Source organism: Nesterenkonia sp. AY15, assembly GCF_022565855.1.
Lineage (GTDB): Bacteria > Actinomycetota > Actinomycetes > Actinomycetales > Micrococcaceae > Nesterenkonia.
Genome location: NZ_JAJOYV010000001.1, coordinates 172,584 through 191,047, shown reverse-complemented (window position 1 = coordinate 191,047; position 18,464 = coordinate 172,584). Strand labels below are relative to the sequence as shown.

19 protein-coding genes are annotated in these 18,464 nt (G+C 68.1%); 6 read left to right on the top strand and 13 right to left on the bottom strand.

Features of this window, described 5'->3' with window-relative positions:
- Positions 1–65: 65 nt before the first annotated feature.
- From LSI54_RS00865 to rpmB, 4 genes are all read right to left on the bottom strand, one after another.
- Positions 66–350 carry an HU family DNA-binding protein gene (locus tag LSI54_RS00865; RefSeq protein WP_241463724.1) on the bottom strand — a complete coding sequence of 95 codons (285 nt, stop codon included), beginning with the start codon at positions 348–350 and terminating at the stop codon, positions 66–68.
- A gap of 465 nt (positions 351–815) precedes the next feature.
- Positions 816–1,121, bottom strand: a complete 306-nt coding sequence (rpsN, locus tag LSI54_RS00860; protein WP_036474463.1) for a 30S ribosomal protein S14 — start codon at positions 1,119–1,121, stop codon at positions 816–818.
- A gap of 2 nt (positions 1,122–1,123) precedes the next feature.
- The gene (gene rpmG, locus LSI54_RS00855) at positions 1,124–1,291 is read right to left on the bottom strand and encodes a 50S ribosomal protein L33 (RefSeq protein WP_022872124.1); all 168 of its coding nucleotides are present in this window, start codon (positions 1,289–1,291) and stop codon (positions 1,124–1,126) included.
- A complete protein-coding gene (gene rpmB, locus LSI54_RS00850) occupies positions 1,291–1,527 on the bottom strand; it encodes a 50S ribosomal protein L28 (protein WP_036474464.1) in 237 nt (78 codons plus the stop codon). The genes rpmG and rpmB overlap by 1 nt, the downstream gene beginning before the upstream one ends.
- Positions 1,528–1,890: 363 nt before the next feature.
- On the opposite strand from rpmB, the gene LSI54_RS00845 reads away from it, so the two are divergent.
- Positions 1,891–2,823: a DMT family transporter gene (locus tag LSI54_RS00845; protein WP_241470234.1), complete on the top strand. Its 933-nt coding sequence runs from the start codon at positions 1,891–1,893 to the stop codon at positions 2,821–2,823.
- Here LSI54_RS00845 and LSI54_RS00840 read toward each other — a convergent pair.
- Together LSI54_RS00840 and LSI54_RS00835 are read right to left on the bottom strand one after the other, a co-directional pair.
- Positions 2,756–4,219 carry an amidase gene (locus LSI54_RS00840; RefSeq protein ID WP_241463722.1) on the bottom strand — a complete coding sequence of 488 codons (1,464 nt, stop codon included), beginning with the start codon at positions 4,217–4,219 and terminating at the stop codon, positions 2,756–2,758. The genes LSI54_RS00845 and LSI54_RS00840 overlap by 68 nt on opposite strands.
- 85 nt (positions 4,220–4,304) lie before the next feature.
- A complete protein-coding gene (locus tag LSI54_RS00835; RefSeq protein WP_241477544.1) occupies positions 4,305–5,345 on the bottom strand; it encodes a D-2-hydroxyacid dehydrogenase in 1,041 nt (346 codons plus the stop codon).
- 127 nt (positions 5,346–5,472) lie between these two features.
- On the opposite strand from LSI54_RS00835, the gene LSI54_RS00830 reads away from it, so the two are divergent.
- The 3 genes from LSI54_RS00830 to LSI54_RS00820 all read left to right on the top strand — a co-directional run bounded on the left by LSI54_RS00830 (position 5,473) and on the right by LSI54_RS00820 (position 8,630).
- Complete coding sequence (locus LSI54_RS00830) at positions 5,473–6,141, top strand: GntR family transcriptional regulator (protein ID WP_241477543.1); 669 nt, start codon at positions 5,473–5,475, stop codon at positions 6,139–6,141.
- 52 nt (positions 6,142–6,193) lie between these two features.
- Complete coding sequence (locus LSI54_RS00825) at positions 6,194–7,195, top strand: aldo/keto reductase family protein (RefSeq protein ID WP_241477542.1); 1,002 nt, start codon at positions 6,194–6,196, stop codon at positions 7,193–7,195.
- A gap of 157 nt (positions 7,196–7,352) precedes the next feature.
- The gene (locus LSI54_RS00820) at positions 7,353–8,630 is read left to right on the top strand and encodes a hypothetical protein (protein ID WP_241477541.1); all 1,278 of its coding nucleotides are present in this window, start codon (positions 7,353–7,355) and stop codon (positions 8,628–8,630) included.
- A 6-nt stretch (positions 8,631–8,636) separates the two neighbouring features.
- On the opposite strand, the gene LSI54_RS00815 is transcribed toward LSI54_RS00820, so the two are convergent.
- Both LSI54_RS00815 and LSI54_RS00810 read right to left on the bottom strand, forming a co-directional pair.
- A complete protein-coding gene (locus tag LSI54_RS00815) occupies positions 8,637–9,191 on the bottom strand; it encodes an acyl-CoA thioesterase (RefSeq protein WP_241477540.1) in 555 nt (184 codons plus the stop codon).
- 56 nt (positions 9,192–9,247) lie between these two features.
- The gene (locus tag LSI54_RS00810) at positions 9,248–10,060 is read right to left on the bottom strand and encodes a winged helix-turn-helix transcriptional regulator (RefSeq protein WP_241477539.1); all 813 of its coding nucleotides are present in this window, start codon (positions 10,058–10,060) and stop codon (positions 9,248–9,250) included.
- Between the two features lie 245 nt (positions 10,061–10,305).
- Between LSI54_RS00810 and ald the strand changes: the two genes are divergently transcribed.
- Positions 10,306–11,418, top strand: coding sequence for an alanine dehydrogenase (gene ald / locus LSI54_RS00805; protein ID WP_241470239.1), 1,113 nt, complete (start codon positions 10,306–10,308; stop codon positions 11,416–11,418).
- A 64-nt stretch (positions 11,419–11,482) separates the two neighbouring features.
- On the opposite strand, the gene LSI54_RS00800 is transcribed toward ald, so the two are convergent.
- Both LSI54_RS00800 and LSI54_RS00795 read right to left on the bottom strand, forming a co-directional pair.
- Positions 11,483–12,598 (bottom strand): enoyl-CoA hydratase/isomerase family protein, encoded by a 1,116-nt coding sequence (locus LSI54_RS00800; protein ID WP_241477538.1) that lies wholly within the window; start codon positions 12,596–12,598, stop codon positions 11,483–11,485.
- Positions 12,599–12,707: 109 nt separating this feature from the next.
- Positions 12,708–13,553: an HpcH/HpaI aldolase/citrate lyase family protein gene (locus tag LSI54_RS00795; protein ID WP_241463714.1), complete on the bottom strand. Its 846-nt coding sequence runs from the start codon at positions 13,551–13,553 to the stop codon at positions 12,708–12,710.
- Positions 13,554–13,983: 430 nt separating this feature from the next.
- Between LSI54_RS00795 and LSI54_RS00790 the strand changes: the two genes are divergently transcribed.
- Positions 13,984–14,694 (top strand): GerMN domain-containing protein, encoded by a 711-nt coding sequence (locus tag LSI54_RS00790; protein ID WP_241477537.1) that lies wholly within the window; start codon positions 13,984–13,986, stop codon positions 14,692–14,694.
- 56 nt (positions 14,695–14,750) lie between these two features.
- On the opposite strand, the gene LSI54_RS00785 is transcribed toward LSI54_RS00790, so the two are convergent.
- Genes LSI54_RS00785 through LSI54_RS00775 form a run of 3 tightly spaced genes read right to left on the bottom strand, consistent with a single transcriptional unit; the run spans position 14,751 to position 18,417 of the window.
- The gene (locus LSI54_RS00785; RefSeq protein ID WP_241477536.1) at positions 14,751–16,286 is read right to left on the bottom strand and encodes a dihydrolipoamide acetyltransferase family protein; all 1,536 of its coding nucleotides are present in this window, start codon (positions 16,284–16,286) and stop codon (positions 14,751–14,753) included.
- 2 nt (positions 16,287–16,288) lie between these two features.
- A complete protein-coding gene (locus LSI54_RS00780) occupies positions 16,289–17,275 on the bottom strand; it encodes an alpha-ketoacid dehydrogenase subunit beta (RefSeq protein WP_241464418.1) in 987 nt (328 codons plus the stop codon).
- Between the two features lie 5 nt (positions 17,276–17,280).
- The gene (locus tag LSI54_RS00775) at positions 17,281–18,417 is read right to left on the bottom strand and encodes a thiamine pyrophosphate-dependent dehydrogenase E1 component subunit alpha (protein ID WP_241470243.1); all 1,137 of its coding nucleotides are present in this window, start codon (positions 18,415–18,417) and stop codon (positions 17,281–17,283) included.
- Positions 18,418–18,464 lie beyond the last annotated feature (47 nt).

Genomic DNA, 18,464 nt, shown 5'->3' with positions numbered 1-18,464 from the left:
AGGGGCCGACGTCGTCTGCTGGGCCGGGGCGACTCTGCTTCACAGAGTGCCGCGGCTCATCGGGCTCATTTGCCGGTGGCAGCAGCCTTCAGCTTGGAACCTGCGGAGAGCTTCACGGAGTAGCCCTCCGGGATCTGGATGGTCTCACCGGTCTGCGGGTTGCGTCCGGTGCGGGCGGCGCGCTTGGTGCGCTCCACTGCCAGCCAACCGGGAATGCTGACCTTCTCGCCCTTGGAAACCTGCTCGGTGAAGACCTCGAAGACCGAATCCAGAACGCCGTTGACGGCGGCCTGGGAGTTTCCGGACTTCTCTGCGACTGCTGCGACGAGCTCGCTGCGGTTCAGTGCCATGTGTTTGTCCTCCTGGACGTATTCGGTGGCAGTCCCCGGCATGACCTGCGCAATGCGCGCGACTGACGCGCTCTTCTGCGTCGCCGGACCGGTCATGCCGCGTGGGGCTTTCAGAACGGCAACTTACCACGCAGGCCCGGCCGAACCAGCATGGAACCGCGTGATCCTGGGCCAGAACGACGCATTTACCGCTCCGCGAACACACCGCACGGCGGCCGGGGAGGGTGATATGAACAAAAAGCTCACGAACAAAAAGCCACCCGTGGGAGGACTGATGCTGTTCCTCCAGGGGGTGAGGAACAGGAGCCTCCGCACGGGTGGCGGTCTTTGTGGAGCTCGTTCGCCGAGGCGAGCGGGCTCTGGGTCCAATCTACAGCAGAATGTGTATTGGACAACCACTGAAGGGGCGGGCCGCCCAAAGGCGACCCACCCCTTCAGAGATGGTTCTGCTTCAGCCGCGGCTGATCACCAGGAAGACTTGGTGATACCGGGCAGCTCACCCTTGTGAGCCATATCCCGGAAGCGGATGCGCGAGATGCCGAACTTCTGGAAGGTGCCGCGGGGGCGACCATCGATGGAGTCGCGGTTGCGCACGCGGATCGGGGAAGCATCGCGGGGAAGCTTCTGCAGACCCACGCGAGCTGCTTCGCGGTCCTCGTCCGACGCGTTGGGATCAACGAGGGTCTTCTTCAGCTGCAGACGCTTCTCGGCGTAGCGCTCAACGATGACCTTGCGCTGTTCGTTCTTTGCGATCTTGGATTTCTTAGCCATGATCAGCGCTCCTCTCGGAAGTCGACATGCTTGCGAACGACCGGGTCGTACTTCTTGAGCACGATGCGGTCGGGGTTGTTGCGGCGGTTCTTACGGGTCACATAGGTGAACCCGGTGCCTGCCGTCGACTTCAGCTTGATGATGGGACGTACGTCCTTGTCCTTGGCCATTAGAGCTTCTCACCCTTCTCGATCAGCTCGGCGACGACAACGTCGATGCCGCGGACGTCGATGGTCTTGATGCCCTTGACGGACAAGGTCAGCGTCACATTGCGTCCCAATGAAGGAACCCAGTAGCGCTTCTTCTGGATGTTCGGGTCGAACCGGCGCTTGGTGCGCCGATGCGAGTGGGAGATCGAGTTGCCGAACTGCGGCCCCACTCCGGTCACCTGGCAACGTGCTGCCATGATCACTCCTCTTGCGTAAGTACGTGAATGTATACGGGCGGTCCCCGATTCTGGGTCCCGCCACCAGCTATGACACCGTTACTTGCGAGGACGGACCAGGCTGGGTGAGATCCAACCGAAGTGTCTTCTCATTCGTCCAGCGAGACGCTGAACGGACGGTGGTGCTTGATGTGGTGCTCTGGAATCCAGGCTTCACAACTGCCATGCTGCTTTCCGGCGCTGATACCCATGACAGCCCCCGCTCCAAGAGGACACGCATGTGCACAGCGCAGCACGGCTTGCGACTGTCTATGTTAGCCCGGGCTCGGCCATTCGGCAAAGCGGGTGAGAATCGGGCTCGAGCGGCGGCGGTACAGTCATGGCGTGACTCAGAACGCCACCCGCACCCGCACAGCACTGCCGGTGGCGGCCATCATCGCCACGGTGCTCATGTGGGCCTCATCCTTCGTCCTCATCCGATGGTCGGCCGGGGAGCTCTCCCCCGGGCCGCTCGCGCTGCTGCGGCTGCTCGCCGGAGCGGTGACGCTGAGCGCGCTGCTGCTCTGGGTCCGCCGTGGGAGGCTGCACCGGCCCACCCGAGCCGCGCTCGGACTCACCGCGCTCTTCGGGGTCATCTGGTTCGCGCTCTACACCGTGGTGTTCAACCTCGCCGGGCACTACCTCGACGCCGGGACCATCGCGATGGTGGTCAATCTCGCCCCGCTGATGGTCGGGGTCGGCGCGGTGCTGTTCTTCAAGGAGTCCTTCTCCACCCGGCTCTTCATGGGGATGGTGGTCTCGCTCTGCGGCATCGGACTGATCACCGTGGCCGGATCCACCGGCCAGCTGGCCCTGATCGGGCTGGGCATCGCGCTGATCGCGGCGTTCCTCTACGCCGCCGGCATGCTGATCCAGAAGCTGGCACTGCGCCACACCGACCCGTTGACCGCCACCTGGTTGGCCTGCGCCGCGGGCACCATCGCGTTGCTGCCCTTCCTCGGCGCGACCTGGGAAGAGCTGCAGACCACCTCGACACCGGTGATCATCGGCGCCATCTACATGGGCATCGGACCCACCGCGCTGGGCTTCTGGTTCTGGGGCTACGCGATGAACCACTTCCCCACCGGCAAGGTCGCCGCCAGCACGCTGGCGGTGCCCGCCGTCGTCGTGGTGATGTCCTGGCTCACTCTCGGAGAGATCCCGCCGCTGCTGGGGATCATCGGCGGCGCGGTGACGCTGACCGGTGTGGCTATCGCACAGCTCCGTCGACCCGGGCGACCGGCGCGGCCTGTCGGGCCGGCGCCACCGTCGCACTGAACTTCTCACCGCTGGCCAGCTCATAGGCCCGGGCCGCGCGCAGCACCGAGCGGTCCCGCGTCCTGGCGGCGACGATCTGCAGCCCCACCGGCAGCCCGGCGCTGGTCAGCCCGCAGGGCACCGAGATGGCGGGCTGCTGGGTCATGTTGAACGGGATGGTGTACGGGGTCCAGCTGGTCCACAGGTCCGAGGGCCAACCGACGGGAGCCTGCCGGTTCGCGTCGAAGGCAGGGATCGGCATGGTGGGAGTGACCAGCAGATCGTATTTCTGGTGGAACGCCCCCATGCGCACCCCCAGGTTCATGCGCACCCCGGTGGCGCTGAGATAGTCCAGCGCCGAGGCATCGGCGTACTTCTCGATGCCCGCGCGCAGGCCTGGATCCACATGCTCCAGCGCGCCGGGGCCATAGGCCTCGAGCACCTTCGCCGCACCGGTGAACCAGAGCACGTGGAACGCCTCCATCAGATCCTCCAGATCGGGGTCCACCTGCTCCACCTGGGCGCCCAGCGAGACCAGCACCTGGACCGCCTCATCGACCCGCGCCTCGACCTCGGGATCATTGCTCCCGAGGCCAAGGGTGGGCGAGTAGCCGATCCGCACTCCGGCGAGCGAGCCCCCGTCGACCTCGAGCTCGGCGAGCTCTGCCGAGAAGGGGCGCGTCTGTGAGGGCAGCGCGGACCAGTCGCGGGCGTCGAAGCCGGCGATCACATCGAGCAGCAGCGCGGTGTCGGTGACGGTGCGCGCCATCGGCCCGGCATGGGCGAGGGTCCCGAAGGGGCTTGCGGGGTACATCGGCACGGTGCCGTAGGTGGCCTTGATCGCCACGGTGCCGGTGAAGGCCGCCGGAATCCTGACCGAGCCGCCACCGTCGGTGCCCACCGCCCAGGGGCCCATCCCGGCCCCGACCGCCGCGGCCGCGCCGCCGGAGGATCCGCCCGCGGTCAGCGCGGGGTTCCAGGGGTTGGTGGTGGCGCCGAACCGCAGCGAGTCGGTGGTGCCCTTCCAGGCGAACTCCGGCGTCGCGGTCTTGCCCAGCAGCACCGCCCCGGTCTCGCGCAGCCGTGCCACGCAGGGTGCGTCGAAATCCCAGGGGCCGGCCTCATCGATCAGCCTGCTGCCGCGCAGGGTCGGCCACCCCACGGTCGGGAAGATGTCCTTGATCGAGGTGGGCACCCCGTCTCCGGGGCCCAGCGTCTCACCGGAGCTCCAGCGCCGTGCCGAGCCCCGGGCGGACTCGAGGGCGGACTCCCGGTCCACCAGCACGAAGGCGTTCAGCGCCCCGTTGTGCGCCTCGATCCGCTCCAGGGCGGCCTCTGTGGCGTCCACCGGGGTGAAGTCGCCGGTGCGGTAGCCCGCGAGAAGTTCGACGGCGGTCAGGTCAGCAAGGTGCGTCATGCGCCCCTCCTCAAGCTCTGGAGTCCGAGGACTCGTCTGGTGCAGCAGGTCGGGTGGGTGAAGCGTCGGCTGGGTCAGATTCAGTTCAATGTCGCGGGACGTATCCCTTGGCGGTGTCCACGATGTTCTTCAGCTCCGCCCCGTCGAGCCAGCGCTGCGCGTTGTCCACGAACTGCTCCGCGAGCGCCTTGCGCCAGCCGATCACGTCTCCGGACATGTGGGCGGAGATCGTCACCGACTCCATCGTCCAGAGCGGCGAGTCCACCGGCAGCGGCTCCTGAGCGAAGACGTCGAGGGTGGCGTGGGCGAGGCGGCCCGCTTCCAGCGCCTCGACCAGCGCGGGCTCGTCCACGGATTCTCCGCGACCGATGTTGATCAGGTGCGCACCGCTGCGCATGGCCGCCAGGGACTGGGCGCCGATCAGCCCGGTGGTCTGCGCGGTGAGCGGGGCGGCGTTGATGATGTGATCGAAGCCGCCGATGTGCTGGGGCAGCTGCGCGCTGTCCACCACCGTGCCGAAGTCTGGATCCTGCTCGCGGGCGGTGCGTCCGGCTCCGGTGACCGTGATCCCGACCGCGCGCAGCAGCCGCGCCGTCTCCCGGCCGATCGCCCCGGTGCCGATGACCAGCGCGGAGGTTCCCTGCACCTGCAGCGTCTCGCGGTGCACCCACTGGCGCTGCTGCTGGTGGCGCAGGCTTGCCGCGAAGTCCTTGGCATGGGCGAAGATGGCTGCCAGCACGTATTCCGCGATCGGCCGGTCGAAGATTCCCTGCGCGTTGGTCACCGTGACCTCGGAGCTGCGCAGCTCCTCGAACATCAGCGCGTCCACTCCGGCCGCGGCGACATGGATCCATCTCAGCGCGTCCGCCTGCGGCCAGGCCTGTCGCACCGCCGGGGAGAAGAAGTCCCAGAGGAAGAGCGCCTGCGCGCCCTCGAGTGCGGCGCCGAGCCCGGCGGCGTCGGTGTACCTGACCTCGGCCAGGCGCTCGATCGGCTCCAGCCCTGCGGGTCGCTGGAGCTCGGCTGAATTCTGAGCTGAAACTTGTGATGCGTCCTGTGATTCGTCCTCCGGTGCCGCCTCTGCAGTGGGACACAGCACCGTGATGATCGGTCTCGCTGGGGTCATGTTCACCTGCTCATTCCTGGCCCGTCGTATCGGCCCTGCCCGGCCCATGTCTGGTCTGCCGACCTTTCATCTTCAGTGCGGCTATGCTATGAATACCTGTGAAGATTGTCAACAATCCGGAGATATCATGAGTTCCGCGTCAGGCTTTCAGCCCGTCCCCCGTGAGTCCACCTCCTCGCTGATCACCCGCCAGCTGCGCGAGGGAATCATGAGAGGCGCCCTGCCCGCAGGAACCCAGCTCTCCGAGGTGGCCCTGGCGGCCGAGTTCGGCGTCAGTCGGGGCCCGCTGCGCGAGGCCATGCAGCGCCTGGTCCAGGAAGGCCTGGTCCGCAGCGAGCTCAATCGCGGACTCTTCGTCAAGGAGCTGGACGAGGCCGAGATCCGTGATCTCTACCTGACCCGCACCGCGATCGAGACCGCCGCGGCCCGCGCGGTGGCCCACAGCGAGGCGGTGATACCGGGCACCGAGCGCCTGCGCGCCCGAGCTGCCGCGATGGCCGCCGCCGCAGCAGCCGGGGACCTCGAGGCGCTCGCGGACGCAGACTTCGCCTTTCACGAGGAGCTGGTGAGTCTGGCCGGAAGCCCCCGGCTGCACCGGGTCCACGAGACCCTGATGGTGGAGACCAGGATGTGCATGACGGCGCTGCAGGGGACCTACTTCGATCCCGAGGACCAGGTCGCGGAGCATTCACGCATCGTCGAGGCCATCGCCTCCGGCGACGATGCCGCGCTGGTGCGGGAGATTGAGGAACACATGCAGGAAGCCCTGGACCGCCTGGTCAGAGCCTTTCGGTGAACTCCTCACGCACCCCATGGTCCTGCGCGGCCGACGGGGATAAGGTCGAAGAATGGAATTCAGATATCTCGGACATTCAGGCCTGAAAATCTCAGAGATCACCTACGGCAACTGGTTGACCCACGGCTCACAGGTCGAGAACGACGTCGCGACCGAGTGCGTCCACGCAGCGCTCGACGCCGGGATCACGACCTTCGACACCGCGGACGTCTATGCCAACACCGTGGCCGAACAGGTCCTCGGCGACGCACTGGCCGGGCAGCGCCGTGAGTCCCTGGAGATCTTCACCAAGGTCTATTTCCCGACCGGCCCCAAGGGGCACAATGACACCGGACTCTCCCGCAAACACATCATGGAGTCGATCAACGGTTCGCTGACCCGACTCGGCACCGAATACGTCGACCTCTACCAGGCGCACCGCTATGACTACGAGACTCCGCTCGAGGAGACCATGCAGGCCTTCGCCGACGTGGTCCGCTCCGGCAAGGCGCTCTACATCGGGGTCTCCGAGTGGACCGCGGACCAGCTGCGTGCGGGACACGCGCTGGCCAAGGACCTCGGCGTGCAGCTGATCAGCAACCAGCCGCAGTACAACATGCTCTGGCGGGTCATCGAGCCCGAGGTGGTGCCGGCGTCGGAGGATCTCGGCATCTCCCAGATCGTCTGGTCACCCATCGCCCAGGGCGTGCTGACCGGAAAGTATCTGCCGGGCCGGGCCGCTCCGGAGGGTTCCCGCGCCTCGGACAAGGAGGCAGGAAAGTTCATCGAGCGGTACATGGACCAGGAGATCCTCACCGCGGTGCAGAACCTGAAGCCGATCGCCGCGGACCACGGCCTGGATCTCGCGCAGCTCGCCGTGGCGTGGGTGCTGCAGAACCCGAACGTCGCCTCCGCGCTGGTCGGTGCGTCCCGTCCGGAGCAGATCTCCGGGAACGTCGCCGCCGCCGGAGTCATCCTTGACGACGCCGCGATGCACGCCATCGACGCGGTGCTCGGGGATCTGGCCGAGCAGGATCCCAGCCTGACGAAGTCCCCGGAGACGCGCATCAGCTGACCCCAGAGACCCCTCGTCTCCCCCGGCTGGATGCGGAGCGCGCCCGGTGATGCAGCGCATCGGGCGCGCTCCGCAGTCGTCTCGGAATCCGGCCACCTTTACCGTTTCGTTATGAAAATGGTGGCCCGGAACGTACACTGGCCGCTGGACTGAAGACATGGACAGCCGCCTGAACATGGGCGCAGCTGACCACCGGCGCGGGGAGCAGGACTGGATGAAGCGAGGAGCACGGCGGGCCGTCCCGCTCAGCGGCGCAGCCCTGGTGAGCATCGCCCTGCTCGTGGGCGCAGCCCCCACCGCAGCCGTCGCGTCCCCCGATGCCCCGTCGACTTCCGCCGCTCCCACCACGGGCACCGGTGACACGGTTGACCAGCAGGTCGATGGAGACGCTTCGGAGTCGAACGATGACGTCGCGGACCCGGGTCCTGCACCTTCGCCGGAGCCCGCCCCGGAGCCGCTCGATCCCAGCGAGGATCCCGGCGAGGATCCCCTCGAGTCCCCGGAGGACCCCACCCTGCCGGCGGATCCCATGGACACGCCGGAGCCAGAGCCGGTCGATCCTGGACCGACTGACCCCGCGCCCACCGATCCTGAGCCCACCGATCCTGAGCCCACCGCTCCTGGACCCACCGATCCTGGACCTACCGAGCCCGAGTCCACAGACCCCGAGCTCCCCCAGCCCGAGCCCACCGACGAGGAGTCCCCACCGGTCTTCCCGACCGATCCGGAGGAGGAGATCTCGGCGCCCGCGGAGGGCGAGCACTACCTTCGCTGCGGCTCCGCCTTCACCGCCCCGGGACAGACCGAGACCCTGCGCCTGCAGATGAGCAGCGGACTGACCGACCTCACCGTCGGCTCGAGCCTGACCGGCGCCACCATCTGGATCGACGGCGGGGTCGTCTACTATCAGGCCCCCTCACCGCTGCCGCCTGGTTCTGCACAGGATGATTTCGCGGTTCGTGGAATCTCCCCGAGCGGGGAGCGGGTCGCAGACCGATGCAACATCGGTCTGCAGTCCACATCGGAGGGTGCCGACGACGCGGTGCAGCCGACCCCACCCCAGGAGCCCGACGCGGGCGAGGACATCCCGGCGCCTGTCACACCGGAGACTCCCGAGGCGGCCGAGACCCCGAGCGCCGCGAGCACCCCCGCAGAAGCCTCCGAGACCTTCAGCGGCCCACCGATTCCTGGAATGCCCGGCTATTCGCTCCCCGGGCGGGATGCCTCCGGCACCAGCCCCTCCGCGTCGGCCGCACAGCCGACCGAAGCCTCGGAGCAGGCCGCGCCTTCGGAGCTGGCCGAGGACTCGGAGCTGGCGGCGACCGGACTGAACACCCTCCAGGCCTTCAACGCGGTCGTCTTGGCGCTGGTGGCGATCCTCGCTGGCGCCGCCGCGATGGTCGTGGCCGCTCGCCGGTCCGACTCCCCCGGCTGAGCCGCCTCACCAGGTGTTGGGAGCCGTCTTCCGGGCGGCCGGCAGCGCCGAATCGCGCCGCCAGGTCTGGAGCTCCTCACTGACAGAGAGGTCCTCCGGCACCTCGTGGCCGAGGTCGCGGATCGCGCCGAGGATCTCGACGTTGGGCACGGGGCCCGCGCTGGAGAGCAGCCGGCCGGCGACGTGGGCCCGAACGTAGATCTCACCGTCGACCACGGCTCGCTGCTCGAAGTAGAAGCACTTCTCATCGAAGCCGATCATGCGGGTGTGAATCTCGAACCGAGTCATGAACGTCACCGAGCGTCGGAAGGTGATCTGCTCGGACTGGACCACCGGTGACCATCCGCGCTTACGCATCTGTGCCCAGAGTCCGGAGCGTGCCATGAGGTCGAACCGACCGAGATCGAAGAGTGAGAAGTACTGGCCGTTGTTGATGTGGCGGGCGATGTCGACGTCGGTGGGCAGCGCGCGCATCGTGACCACCGAGGATTCCCAGGGAGTCATGGTGGGTCGACGGCGGACCTGGAACAGCACCAGCAGGGTGCGGAATATCACATGCATGGGCACAGTGTGCCACAAGCTACCAGTCAGTAATAAGTTGACCTGGGGCTCGACCCTCAGGGCGAGCCCGCCGAGGATGCCGACGACGGGCTGGAGGGTCCATGATCCGCCGGGCGCAGCACGTATCCGGCCCCTCTGACGGTGTGGATCATCCGGGGCATGTCGGCCTCGATCTTCTTGCGCACATAAGAGATGTAGAGCTCCACGATGTTGGCCTGTCCGGCGAACTCGTACTCCCATACCTGCTGCAGGATCTCGGCCTTGGGCAGGACCGTCCTGGCATGGCGCATCAGCAGGCGCAGCAGACGAAACTCCGTGTCGGAGAGGTCTATGTCTCGGCCGCCTCGGCGCACCGTGCGTGCCGCGGTGTCCAGCTCGAGATCACCGACCAGCAGACGTTCACCCTCGGTCCGCTCCGGGAGCCGCGCCGTGATGAGGTGCAGCCGGCGCAGCGCCTCCTGAACGGAGATCGGACCCGCCATGTGGTCATCCTGCGGGTGCACGGTCTCGAGCAGCCGTTCCAGCTCGACGTCCGCGTCGAACCAGTGCAGCACCGCAGACGGCTCGGTGCTCGCGCGCAGACCCTCCATGACCCGCTCCAGGTCACCCACTCGCCGGCTGGAGCGCGCGTCCACCACGAAGAGCTCCGGGGCGTCCACCTGCAGCGCCTGCCGGGCGGTCTCCGCGCTGGAGGCCAGCAGCACCTTCACATCGATCCCACGCAGCCGCTGACTCAGCTCCGAGGCCGCCGGGGAGGGTCCGCCGAGGATGAGCACCGGCGAGGAGATCATCAGCGCGGGCCCGAGCACCGGGTGCACGGAGGCCATCGGGAACTCATGCGGTGGCCCGGCACTGTTCTCTCCCGCCATCGCACCTCCCCGGTCTGTCTGCTGAACTGCCTGATCAGGACGTGGCAGATATCCCGGAACTCTACAGACTGTCAAGCTCTGATCCTAGGGCGAAGCCCCAGAGTCAACAACAGATCGGCCCCTCAGTCCTTCAGAACGAGCTGAGGTTTCATGAAAGACTGGCCGCGGTGACTGACATCACCCCTTGTCCGTCACCGGTTCACCCCTGCCGACCCGCCGCACCTGGCATTTACCGAGGAGAACACATGATCATCGGAGTCCCCGCCGAAGTGAAGAACAACGAGTACCGCGTGGCCCTGACACCGGCCGGAACGGTGGACCTCACCGCCCGCGGACACCGGGTGCTGATCGAGAGCGGCGCCGGCACCGGATCCGGCTTCGCCGATCAGGACTATCGTGCGGCAGGGGCTGAGATCCTCGGCGGCGCCGATGAGGTCTGGGAGCACGCCGAGATGATCCTGAAGGTCAAGGAGCCCCAGGCCGAGGAGTTCCCGCGGATGCGCGCAGGTCAGGTGCTCTTCACCTATCTCCACCTCGCGGCGGAGCCCGACTGCGCCCGCGCGCTGCAGGAGCGCGGCGTCACCGCGATCGCCTACGAGACGGTCACCGGCACCCATGGGCTGCCGCTGCTGGCCCCGATGAGCGAGGTCGCCGGACGGCTGGCTCCCCAGGTCGGCGCCTATCACCTGATGCACTCCCAGGGCGGTCCCGGCATCCTCATCGGCGGCGTTCCAGGGGCGCGGCCCGCAAAGGTCGTGGTCATCGGCGGCGGCAAGGCCGGCGAGCAGGCGGCCCTGACCGCGCAGGGCATGGGCGCCGATGTCACCGTGCTGGACCTGAACATCGAACGGCTCCGGGAGCTCTCCGCGCTCTCCGGTCGCGGTCTGACCACGCTCGCCTCGAACACGCTGACCCTCACCGAAGAGGTGGCCGCCGCGGATCTGGTGATCGGGTCGGTGCTGGTCCCCGGAGCGACCGCGCCGAAGCTGGTGACCCGCGAGATGGCCGCGGCGATGCGCCCAGGGTCGGTGCTGGTGGACATCGCCATCGACCAGGGAGGCTGCTTCGAGGGCTCCCGTCCCACCACCCATGCCGATCCCACCTTCACCATCGGGGAGCAGATCTACTACTGCGTGGCGAACATGCCCGGCGCGGTGCCGCACACCTCCACCGCAGCGTTGACGAACTCCACGCTGCGCTACATCTTCGCCCTGGCGGACAAGGGCTGGAAGCAGGCGCTGCGTGAGGACCCGCATCTGGCCAACGGGCTGAACGTGCACGCCGGTGCCGTCACCAACGCTCCGGTGGCCGAGGCCCTGGGGGCGCAGTATCGCGCCACGGCCGACGTGCTGGCCTGATCGGCTGCCTGGTCCCTTCGACGGTCCCACCCTTCGACGATCCGGGTCGCCGGCCTGCCTCAGCTCACAGGCTCTGGCGGTCGGCGAGCCGGTGCCCCGGGACAGGGGTGAAGTAGGTCTGCACCAGCTCGAGGTCCACGGCTTCGAGCGTGCCGGGGCTCCACTGCGGGGCCCGGTCCTTGTCGATGATCTGCGCGCGGATGCCTTCTCTGAAGTCTGCTGAGCGAAGCATGTGCACCGCAACGGTGAACTCCGCCTCCAGCGCCTGGGGCAGCGTGAGCTCCTGGGCGGCCAGGATGGCCCGGTGCGCGACCTTCAGCGAGACCGGAGACTTCTTCCGGAGGGACTCGGCGGCCGCCGCGGCGGCCTCCTCGGTGAGCGCCAGCTCGTCCAGGCGCTGAAGCGCCGCCTCCACATTCGGCGCGGCGTAGGCCTGGTCGATCCAGCTGCGCGAACGCGCCAACGTCGAGGCTTCCGGGGTGCGCGTGAAGCGCGGGAGCGCATCCGCCACGAGTTCGGTGCTCAGTGCCTGGGTCAGTTCAGCGAGGACGTCACTCGGGACCTCGACGTCGGCCAGGCCCAGGGTGATCGCATCGGCGGCGTCGAGGTGAGCGCCGGTGAGGCCTGCGTGCAGCCCCAGCCGACCCGGGGCGTGCCCCAGCAGCCAGGTGCCTCCGACATCAGGAGCGAATCCGATGGTGGTCTCGGGCATGCCGGCTCGGGTGCGCTCGGTGACGATCCGGTGGGATCCGTGGGCGGAGACCCCGATGCCGCCGCCGAGGACCAGGCCGTCCATCAGTGCGACATAGGGCTTGGGATACTCGGCGATCGTGCGGTTGAGCGCATATTCATTCGCCAGGAACGTCTCGCTGGTGAATTCGGCCTCGTAGCCTGGGGCGCCGGCGGGGAGGACGGCGCCGCCGTCGAGCCCCTGAAGCTGGACCATCTCCTGGTACAGGCTGGAGACGTCGCCGCCGGCACAGAGCCCGCGGTCTCCGGCGCCGCGGATGAGCACCTGGCTCACCCGATCATCGACGGCCCAGTCCTGCAGCTGCACCAGGATGCACTCACACATCAGCTGGGTCAGCGCATTGACCGCATGGGGTCGATTCAGCGTGATGATGCCGAGGTGTCCGCGCAGCTCAAAGGCCACATCGCCGGTATATGTCTCCCTGCCCATGTGACAGAGGTTACACGGGGCCCTGCGGCTGACCCAACAGCGGCGCCGGGGAAGCCCTCCGGCGCCGGATCAGGCGCTGGAGAGGCAGGTCAGGCGTTCCAGAGGCAGGTCAGGCGTTCCAGAGACCGTAGGAGTCCGCCAGGGAGGCGATCTTCTGCGCCCGCGCCAGGCGCGGGAGGTAGGAGCCATCGCCGATGGAGCCGCCGGCCTCGTGCGCCTCGATCAGCTCGCGGGCCCAGTTCAGCTCATCCTCCGACGGCGCCAGGCCGGTGTTGATGTGCTCGACCTGGGCGCGGTTCAGCGAGAGCTTGCCGGTCATGCCCATGCTGGCAGTGACCTGGCAGGCTTCGGCCGTCTGCTGCGGGTCCGCATCCGGCGCCGTCGGGCCGTCGATGGCCCCGGGGAGACCACCCACGCGAGAGGCGATGACCAGGCGTGCCCTTGCATAGGCCAGCGCCATCGGATCGGCGGAGACGCCAACATCCTTGCGGAAGTCATTGGTGCCGAAGGCCAGCCGGAAGGTGCCCGGGGCCGACGCGATCTGGGTGGCGTTCTCCACGCCGAGCGCGGACTCCACAAGTGCGATGACCGGGGTTCCGGCGCGCAGGCGCATCGCGGTGTAGGTGACCTGCTCGGGATGCTCGGTCTCAGCCAGCATCACTCCGCGCAGCCCGTCTGCCCGCGAGAGCGCCGCCAGGTCGTCTTCCCAGTGCTCGGAGGTGGTGGGGCTGACCCGGACCCAGGCGGTCATCCCGCCGTTGAGCGCGCGCAGCACCGCCTCTCGGGCGGCGACCTTTCCGTCATCGGGGACCGACGCCTCCAGGTCGAAGATCACAGAATCGGCCTCGCTGGCCAGTCCGGGAGCGAAGTCCTGCTCCTTGGCGGCGTTGATCAGCAGCCACGAGCGGGAGAGTTTGGCGGGAAGCGCGGCCGCGCGACGGTTCCGGATGGGCATGCCTCCAGCCTACCGGAGAAGCCCGGTCCGGCAGGCGGCAGGTGCTCTGGGTCACCGGCGAACGATTGAACCAGAGGTGTTGACATCGAACCGCCTGGGCTTCAGACTGAAGTTCGGTTGAACTTCAAGTTTGAAATACCTTGCTTGGACGTCAATTCCGGACGCGGTCTCAGGATGCCCCCGTTTCTCCTGGCCGTCGTCGCCCTGTGGGGAGGAACTGCTGGCTGGGTGCATGACAAGCGCCCCCGTCTGCACCCGGTTTCCTCATCCCATTCCGCGGGCAGAAGGCCGCCCCCCGGCACAGCGCCTTCTGCCCGCGAGGGCCCCGGAGCCCTCGTCCCCCGACTCTGCGGTCACCGCCGAGCATTCCCGGCGCTCCTCAGACGGCCGCGGATTCGGTCTGCGCGGGAGCAGCTCCTATTCTGGTGCCATGACTCCGACCCACCAGCCCCGCGCTCGCGTGCTCGTCAGTGCGGGCTCCATCGGGCTCGCAGTGCTGCTCGCCGGCTGCGGCTCCTCGGATCCGGAGCCGGAGGAGCAGGAGGTGCCGAGCAACACGATCCCGCAGCCCGAGGTCGAAGCCGACGACACGGTGCGGCTTCCGCTGGCCATGGTGAGCCCTGACGGGCAGGCCCAGGCGGCTCCGCTGAGCGGGGAGGGAACCCTGGAGGACGAGCAGGCGCCAGGCAGCCCGGTGGAGGAGACTCCCGACGGCGAGCAGGCCCAGGAGATCGAGATCGCCCGGACTGCCGCCTTCGGCTGTGACGACACCGTCTCGGTGATCCGGTCCGTGCCGACGGTGACCGAGGACCCAGCTGTGGCCGCCCTGGAGTTTCTGATCGACGACGAGCTCTTCTCCCATGGCTCGCCGGCATTCTCCAACCCGCTCGCCGCCTCCGAAGAGCTCAGCGTGGTCTCGGTGGAGGTTGAACAGGACATGGTGCGCGTCGCCCTGAGCGGCGAACCGGTCACCACGGGGGAATGCGAGTCCTGGCAGATCCTGACCCAGATCGAGACCACCGCCCGTGTCGCGACCGGGGCCACCGACAGCGAGGTCACCGTGGACGGCCAGCCGCTGGCCGAGCTGCTCGGGCTCCCGGCGGACCGGGAGCCGCTGCGGATCAACGAGATCGAGCGCTGAGCGCCCGACCGATCTGCAGGGCCGACCCGTCCTGCGGGCCCCGCCCGACTGCGCCGCTAGTCGATCAGCAGGCCCGGCTGCTCCATGACCGCCGCGACGTCGGAGATGAACCGCCCGGCGAGATCCCCGTCGATCAGCCGATGATCGAAGGACCCGCCGATCACCATGACATCGCGCGGCACGATCTGTCCCTCCACGACCCAGGGCTTCTTCCGCACTGCGCCCAGCGCCACGATCGAGGCCTGCCCCGGAGGCAGGATCGGAGTTCCGCTGTCGAGTCCCAGGGTGCCGATGTTGGTGATCGAGACGGTGCCGCCCTGCATCTCCCCCGGCGTGGTCCTGCCCTCGCGCGCGTCGATGGCCAGCTGGGTCAGCGCCGCGGCCAGACCACGCGTGTTGAAGGCATGGGCCTCATGGATGACCGGAACCACCAGTCCGCGCGGGGTCGCGGCCGCGACCCCGAGGTTCAGGTAGTTCTTCAAGGTGTAGTGCGTGTCATGCCATGTGGCGTTGACCTGCGGATTGCGCCGCACCGCCCAGATGATGGCCTTGGCGGCGAAGAGCATCGGTGAGACGCTCAGCCCCGCATAGGAGGGGTCCTTCTTCAACGCCTGACGCAGCTCCATGGTGCGCGTGACGTCGACCTCCTTGAACACCGAGACATGCGGCACGGTGGTCGCCGAGGCAGTCACGTTGCGCGCAGTCGCCTTGCGCACTCCACGGACCTGGATGTTCTCCTCGCGCGGCCCGTCGAAGAGCAGGCCCTCCTCGGCCGGAGTGGTCTTGCGGCGCCCCGGAGCCGGAGCCCCGGGTGCCGGCATCTGGCCGGAGGCGCGCTGTTCGCGCTTCTGCTGAGCCTGTCGCTCCACATCATCGCGCGTGATCTGTCCGTTGCGGCCAGAGCCTACGAGCTCCCAGACGGCCACACCGAGGCGCTTGGCCAGGGCCCGCACCGGAGGGCTGGCCCGCGCGACGATGTCGGCGATGTCGGTGTAGGTGCCGGACGCCGAGGCGGGGGCGGCGATCTCAAGGCCCTCCAGGTCGACCAGGTCCGGTGCCGTGGAACGGGTCCGGACGCGCCTCGAGGCGGAGTCCGCCTTGGGACCTGAGCCGACCAGGGCCTCATTCTGCGTGGGGGTCTTCTGCTCGTCTCGCGCAGAGCCGACCCGCTGGGAGTTCCCACGTTCGAGATCACCCCGTTCGGAGCCTTCACGCTTCTGGGCTGCGGCCTTCTTCGCGCGCGCCGAGCGCGAGCGGCCTGGCTTCTCCTCGGCGGCGGGCGGCTCGGGACTCTCCTGCTCAGCGGGCTCAGAGGCGGCCTCCGGCGCCGAACCTGGATCGGGCGCCTCCTCCCCCTCGGCGGCGATCCGGATCAGCGGAGCCCCGACCTCGAGGGTCTCTCCCTCGGCGGCGAGGAGCTCGGTGACGATACCGGCGTAGGGCACCGGCAGCTCGACCAGTGACTTGGCGGTCTCGATCTCGACCACGATGTCGTTGACCTCGACCGTCGCCCCCACGGTGGTCCGCCAGGTGACGATCTCGGCCTCGGTCAGTCCTTCGCCGACGTCGGGAAGGTTGAAGGTCTCAGCCATGCTCAGGCACTCCTCTGGTAGCTGAAGCTGCGGTCCACGGCTTCCAGCATCCGATCGATGTCCGGAAGGTACCGATGCTCCTGGGCCGACGGTGGATACGGCATGTGGAACCCACCCACACGCAGCACCGGGGAGAGCAGCCGATGGTGGGCCCGTTCGGCCACGCGTGCGGCGATCTCTCCGCCGATGCCGCCGAAGGTCGGCGCCTCGTGCGCAACGATCAGCCGCTGGGTCTTGGCGGCGGAGCGGGCGATGGTCTCGTCGTCGAGCGGGCTGATCGAGCGGATGTCCACCACTTCGATGCTGCGGTTCTCCGCCCGGGCGGCCTCAGCCGCGGCCAGCGCCACCGGCACCAGCGGACCGTAGGTGGCGATGGTGGCGTCGGTGCCCGCACGGAGCACCTGGGCCCGGAATGCGTCCGGCGCCGGGTTCTCGAGGTCGACCTTCCCTTTGAGCCAGTACCGGCGCTTCGGCTCGAGGATGATCACCGGATCATCGCTGACGATGGCCTGGCGCGTCATCCAGTAGGCGTCCTGCGGGTTCGACGGCGCGAGGATGCGCAGCCCCGCGGTGTGCGCGAAGAGCGCCTCGGGAGATTCGGAGTGGTGCTCGATCGACCCGATGTGCCCGCCATAGGGCAGTCGGATCGTCACCGGCACCTTGATGTTCCCGTCGGTGCGGTTGTGCATCTTGGCCAGCTGGGTGGTGATCTGGTTGAACGCGGGGAAGACGAATCCGTCGAACTGGATCTCGGCCACCGGACGGTAGCCGCGCATGGCCATGCCGATGCAGGTTCCGACGATGCCGGACTCGGCCAGCGGAGAGTCGATCACGCGGTGGGTGCCGAACTCGGCCTGCAGCCCCTCGGTGACGCGGAAGACTCCACCGAGCGCCCCGATGTCCTCACCGATCAGCAGCGTCTTCTGGTCTGCGGCGAGTTCGTCGCGCAGCGCCGCGGTGATCGCCTTGGCCATGACCATCTCTTTGATCGCGCTCATCGTGCGGTGCCCGCCTCCGTCTGATCTTCCGCGAATCCTGCTTCGTAGTCCTTCAGCCAGGCCTTCTCGGTCTCCACCTGGCGGTGCGGCTCCGAATACACGGTGTCGAAGACCCGTTCCAGGTCGATGGGCTCCATGGCCAGCACGGACCTGCGCATATCGGCGGCGAGGTCCTTGTACTCGGCGTCCACCTCGGCGAAGAAGCTCTCATCGGCGTGGTCCGCGGAGCTCAGCCAGGAGCGGTAGCGCCGGATCGGGTCGCGGCCCTCCCAGAGCTCCACCTCTTCGGAGCTGCGGTACTTGGTGGGATCATCTGCGGTGGTGTGGGCACCCATCCGGTAGGTGACCGATTCGATCAGCTTGGGCCCCTTGCCGGCACGGATCTCGTCGGAGAGCTTGGTGGCCACCGCGTAGCTGGCGAGCACGTCGTTGCCGTCCACCCGCACGCCTTCGAACCCGTAGCCCTGCGCCCGGTTGACCAGGGGGCCGCGGGACTGGGTGCGGGTGGGCACCGAGATCGCCCAGTGGTTGTTCTGGATGAAGTAGAGCAGCGGCAGCTCGTAGGAGGAGGCGAAGACCATGGACTCGTGGACATCGCCCTGGCTGGTGGCGCCGTCGCCGATGCAGGCCACGACGATCTCGTCCTCGGCGCGGTCACGGGGCACGCTGCCCATCCGCAGGTCCTGGTTGATCCCCATGGCCCAGCCGGCGGCGTGCAGGGTCTGCGCGGCGAGCACCAGGGTGTATACGTGGAAGTTGTGGTCGCGCGGGTCCCATCCGGTGTGCCGGGTGGCCCGGAACATGGTCAGCAGCTCCTCGGGGGAGATTCCCCGGTAGAGCGCCATGGCATGTTCGCGGTAGGTGGGAAACACCATGTCGGAGGACTTGATCGCCGCGATGGTGCCCACCTGGGCGGCCTCCTGGCCCAGCGCCGGCGCCCAGAGCGCGAGCTGGCCCTGGCGCTGCAGCGAGGTGGCCTCGGCGTCGAGCCGGCGCTCCATGGCCATGTAGCGGTAGAGCTCGCGCAGCTTCTCCGCGCTCAGCTCGGCGATGAACGGGCTGTAGACCTCGTTCTCAGCGAGCTTCCCATCCGGGGTGAGCAGCTGTACGGGCTGCACCTCTTGTGGCTGCACAGTGTGATCCTCTCCGGTGGCACCGCTGATGGCCGCCCTGCAGGTGA

Excerpts from the sequence above, each read along its gene's own strand:
- LSI54_RS00865 (WP_241463724.1), bottom strand. The coding sequence starts at position 350 with ATGGCACTGAACCGCAGCGAGCTCGTCGCAGCAGTCGCAGAGAAGTCC.
- rpsN (WP_036474463.1), bottom strand. The coding sequence starts at position 1,121 with ATGGCTAAGAAATCCAAGATCGCAAAGAACGAACAGCGCAAGGTCATC.
- rpmG (WP_022872124.1), bottom strand. The coding sequence starts at position 1,291 with ATGGCCAAGGACAAGGACGTACGTCCCATCATCAAGCTGAAGTCGACG.
- rpmB (WP_036474464.1), bottom strand. The coding sequence starts at position 1,527 with ATGGCAGCACGTTGCCAGGTGACCGGAGTGGGGCCGCAGTTCGGCAAC.
- LSI54_RS00840 (WP_241463722.1), bottom strand. The coding sequence starts at position 4,219 with ATGACGCACCTTGCTGACCTGACCGCCGTCGAACTTCTCGCGGGCTAC.
- LSI54_RS00835 (WP_241477544.1), bottom strand. The coding sequence starts at position 5,345 with ATGACCCCAGCGAGACCGATCATCACGGTGCTGTGTCCCACTGCAGAG.
- LSI54_RS00830 (WP_241477543.1), top strand. The coding sequence starts at position 5,473 with ATGAGTTCCGCGTCAGGCTTTCAGCCCGTCCCCCGTGAGTCCACCTCC.
- LSI54_RS00825 (WP_241477542.1), top strand. The coding sequence starts at position 6,194 with ATGGAATTCAGATATCTCGGACATTCAGGCCTGAAAATCTCAGAGATC.
- LSI54_RS00820 (WP_241477541.1), top strand. The coding sequence starts at position 7,353 with ATGGACAGCCGCCTGAACATGGGCGCAGCTGACCACCGGCGCGGGGAG.
- LSI54_RS00815 (WP_241477540.1), bottom strand. The coding sequence starts at position 9,191 with ATGCATGTGATATTCCGCACCCTGCTGGTGCTGTTCCAGGTCCGCCGT.
- LSI54_RS00810 (WP_241477539.1), bottom strand. The coding sequence starts at position 10,060 with ATGGCGGGAGAGAACAGTGCCGGGCCACCGCATGAGTTCCCGATGGCC.
- ald (WP_241470239.1), top strand. The coding sequence starts at position 10,306 with ATGATCATCGGAGTCCCCGCCGAAGTGAAGAACAACGAGTACCGCGTG.
- LSI54_RS00800 (WP_241477538.1), bottom strand. The coding sequence starts at position 12,598 with ATGGGCAGGGAGACATATACCGGCGATGTGGCCTTTGAGCTGCGCGGA.
- LSI54_RS00795 (WP_241463714.1), bottom strand. The coding sequence starts at position 13,553 with ATGCCCATCCGGAACCGTCGCGCGGCCGCGCTTCCCGCCAAACTCTCC.
- LSI54_RS00790 (WP_241477537.1), top strand. The coding sequence starts at position 13,984 with ATGACTCCGACCCACCAGCCCCGCGCTCGCGTGCTCGTCAGTGCGGGC.
- LSI54_RS00785 (WP_241477536.1), bottom strand. The coding sequence starts at position 16,286 with ATGGCTGAGACCTTCAACCTTCCCGACGTCGGCGAAGGACTGACCGAG.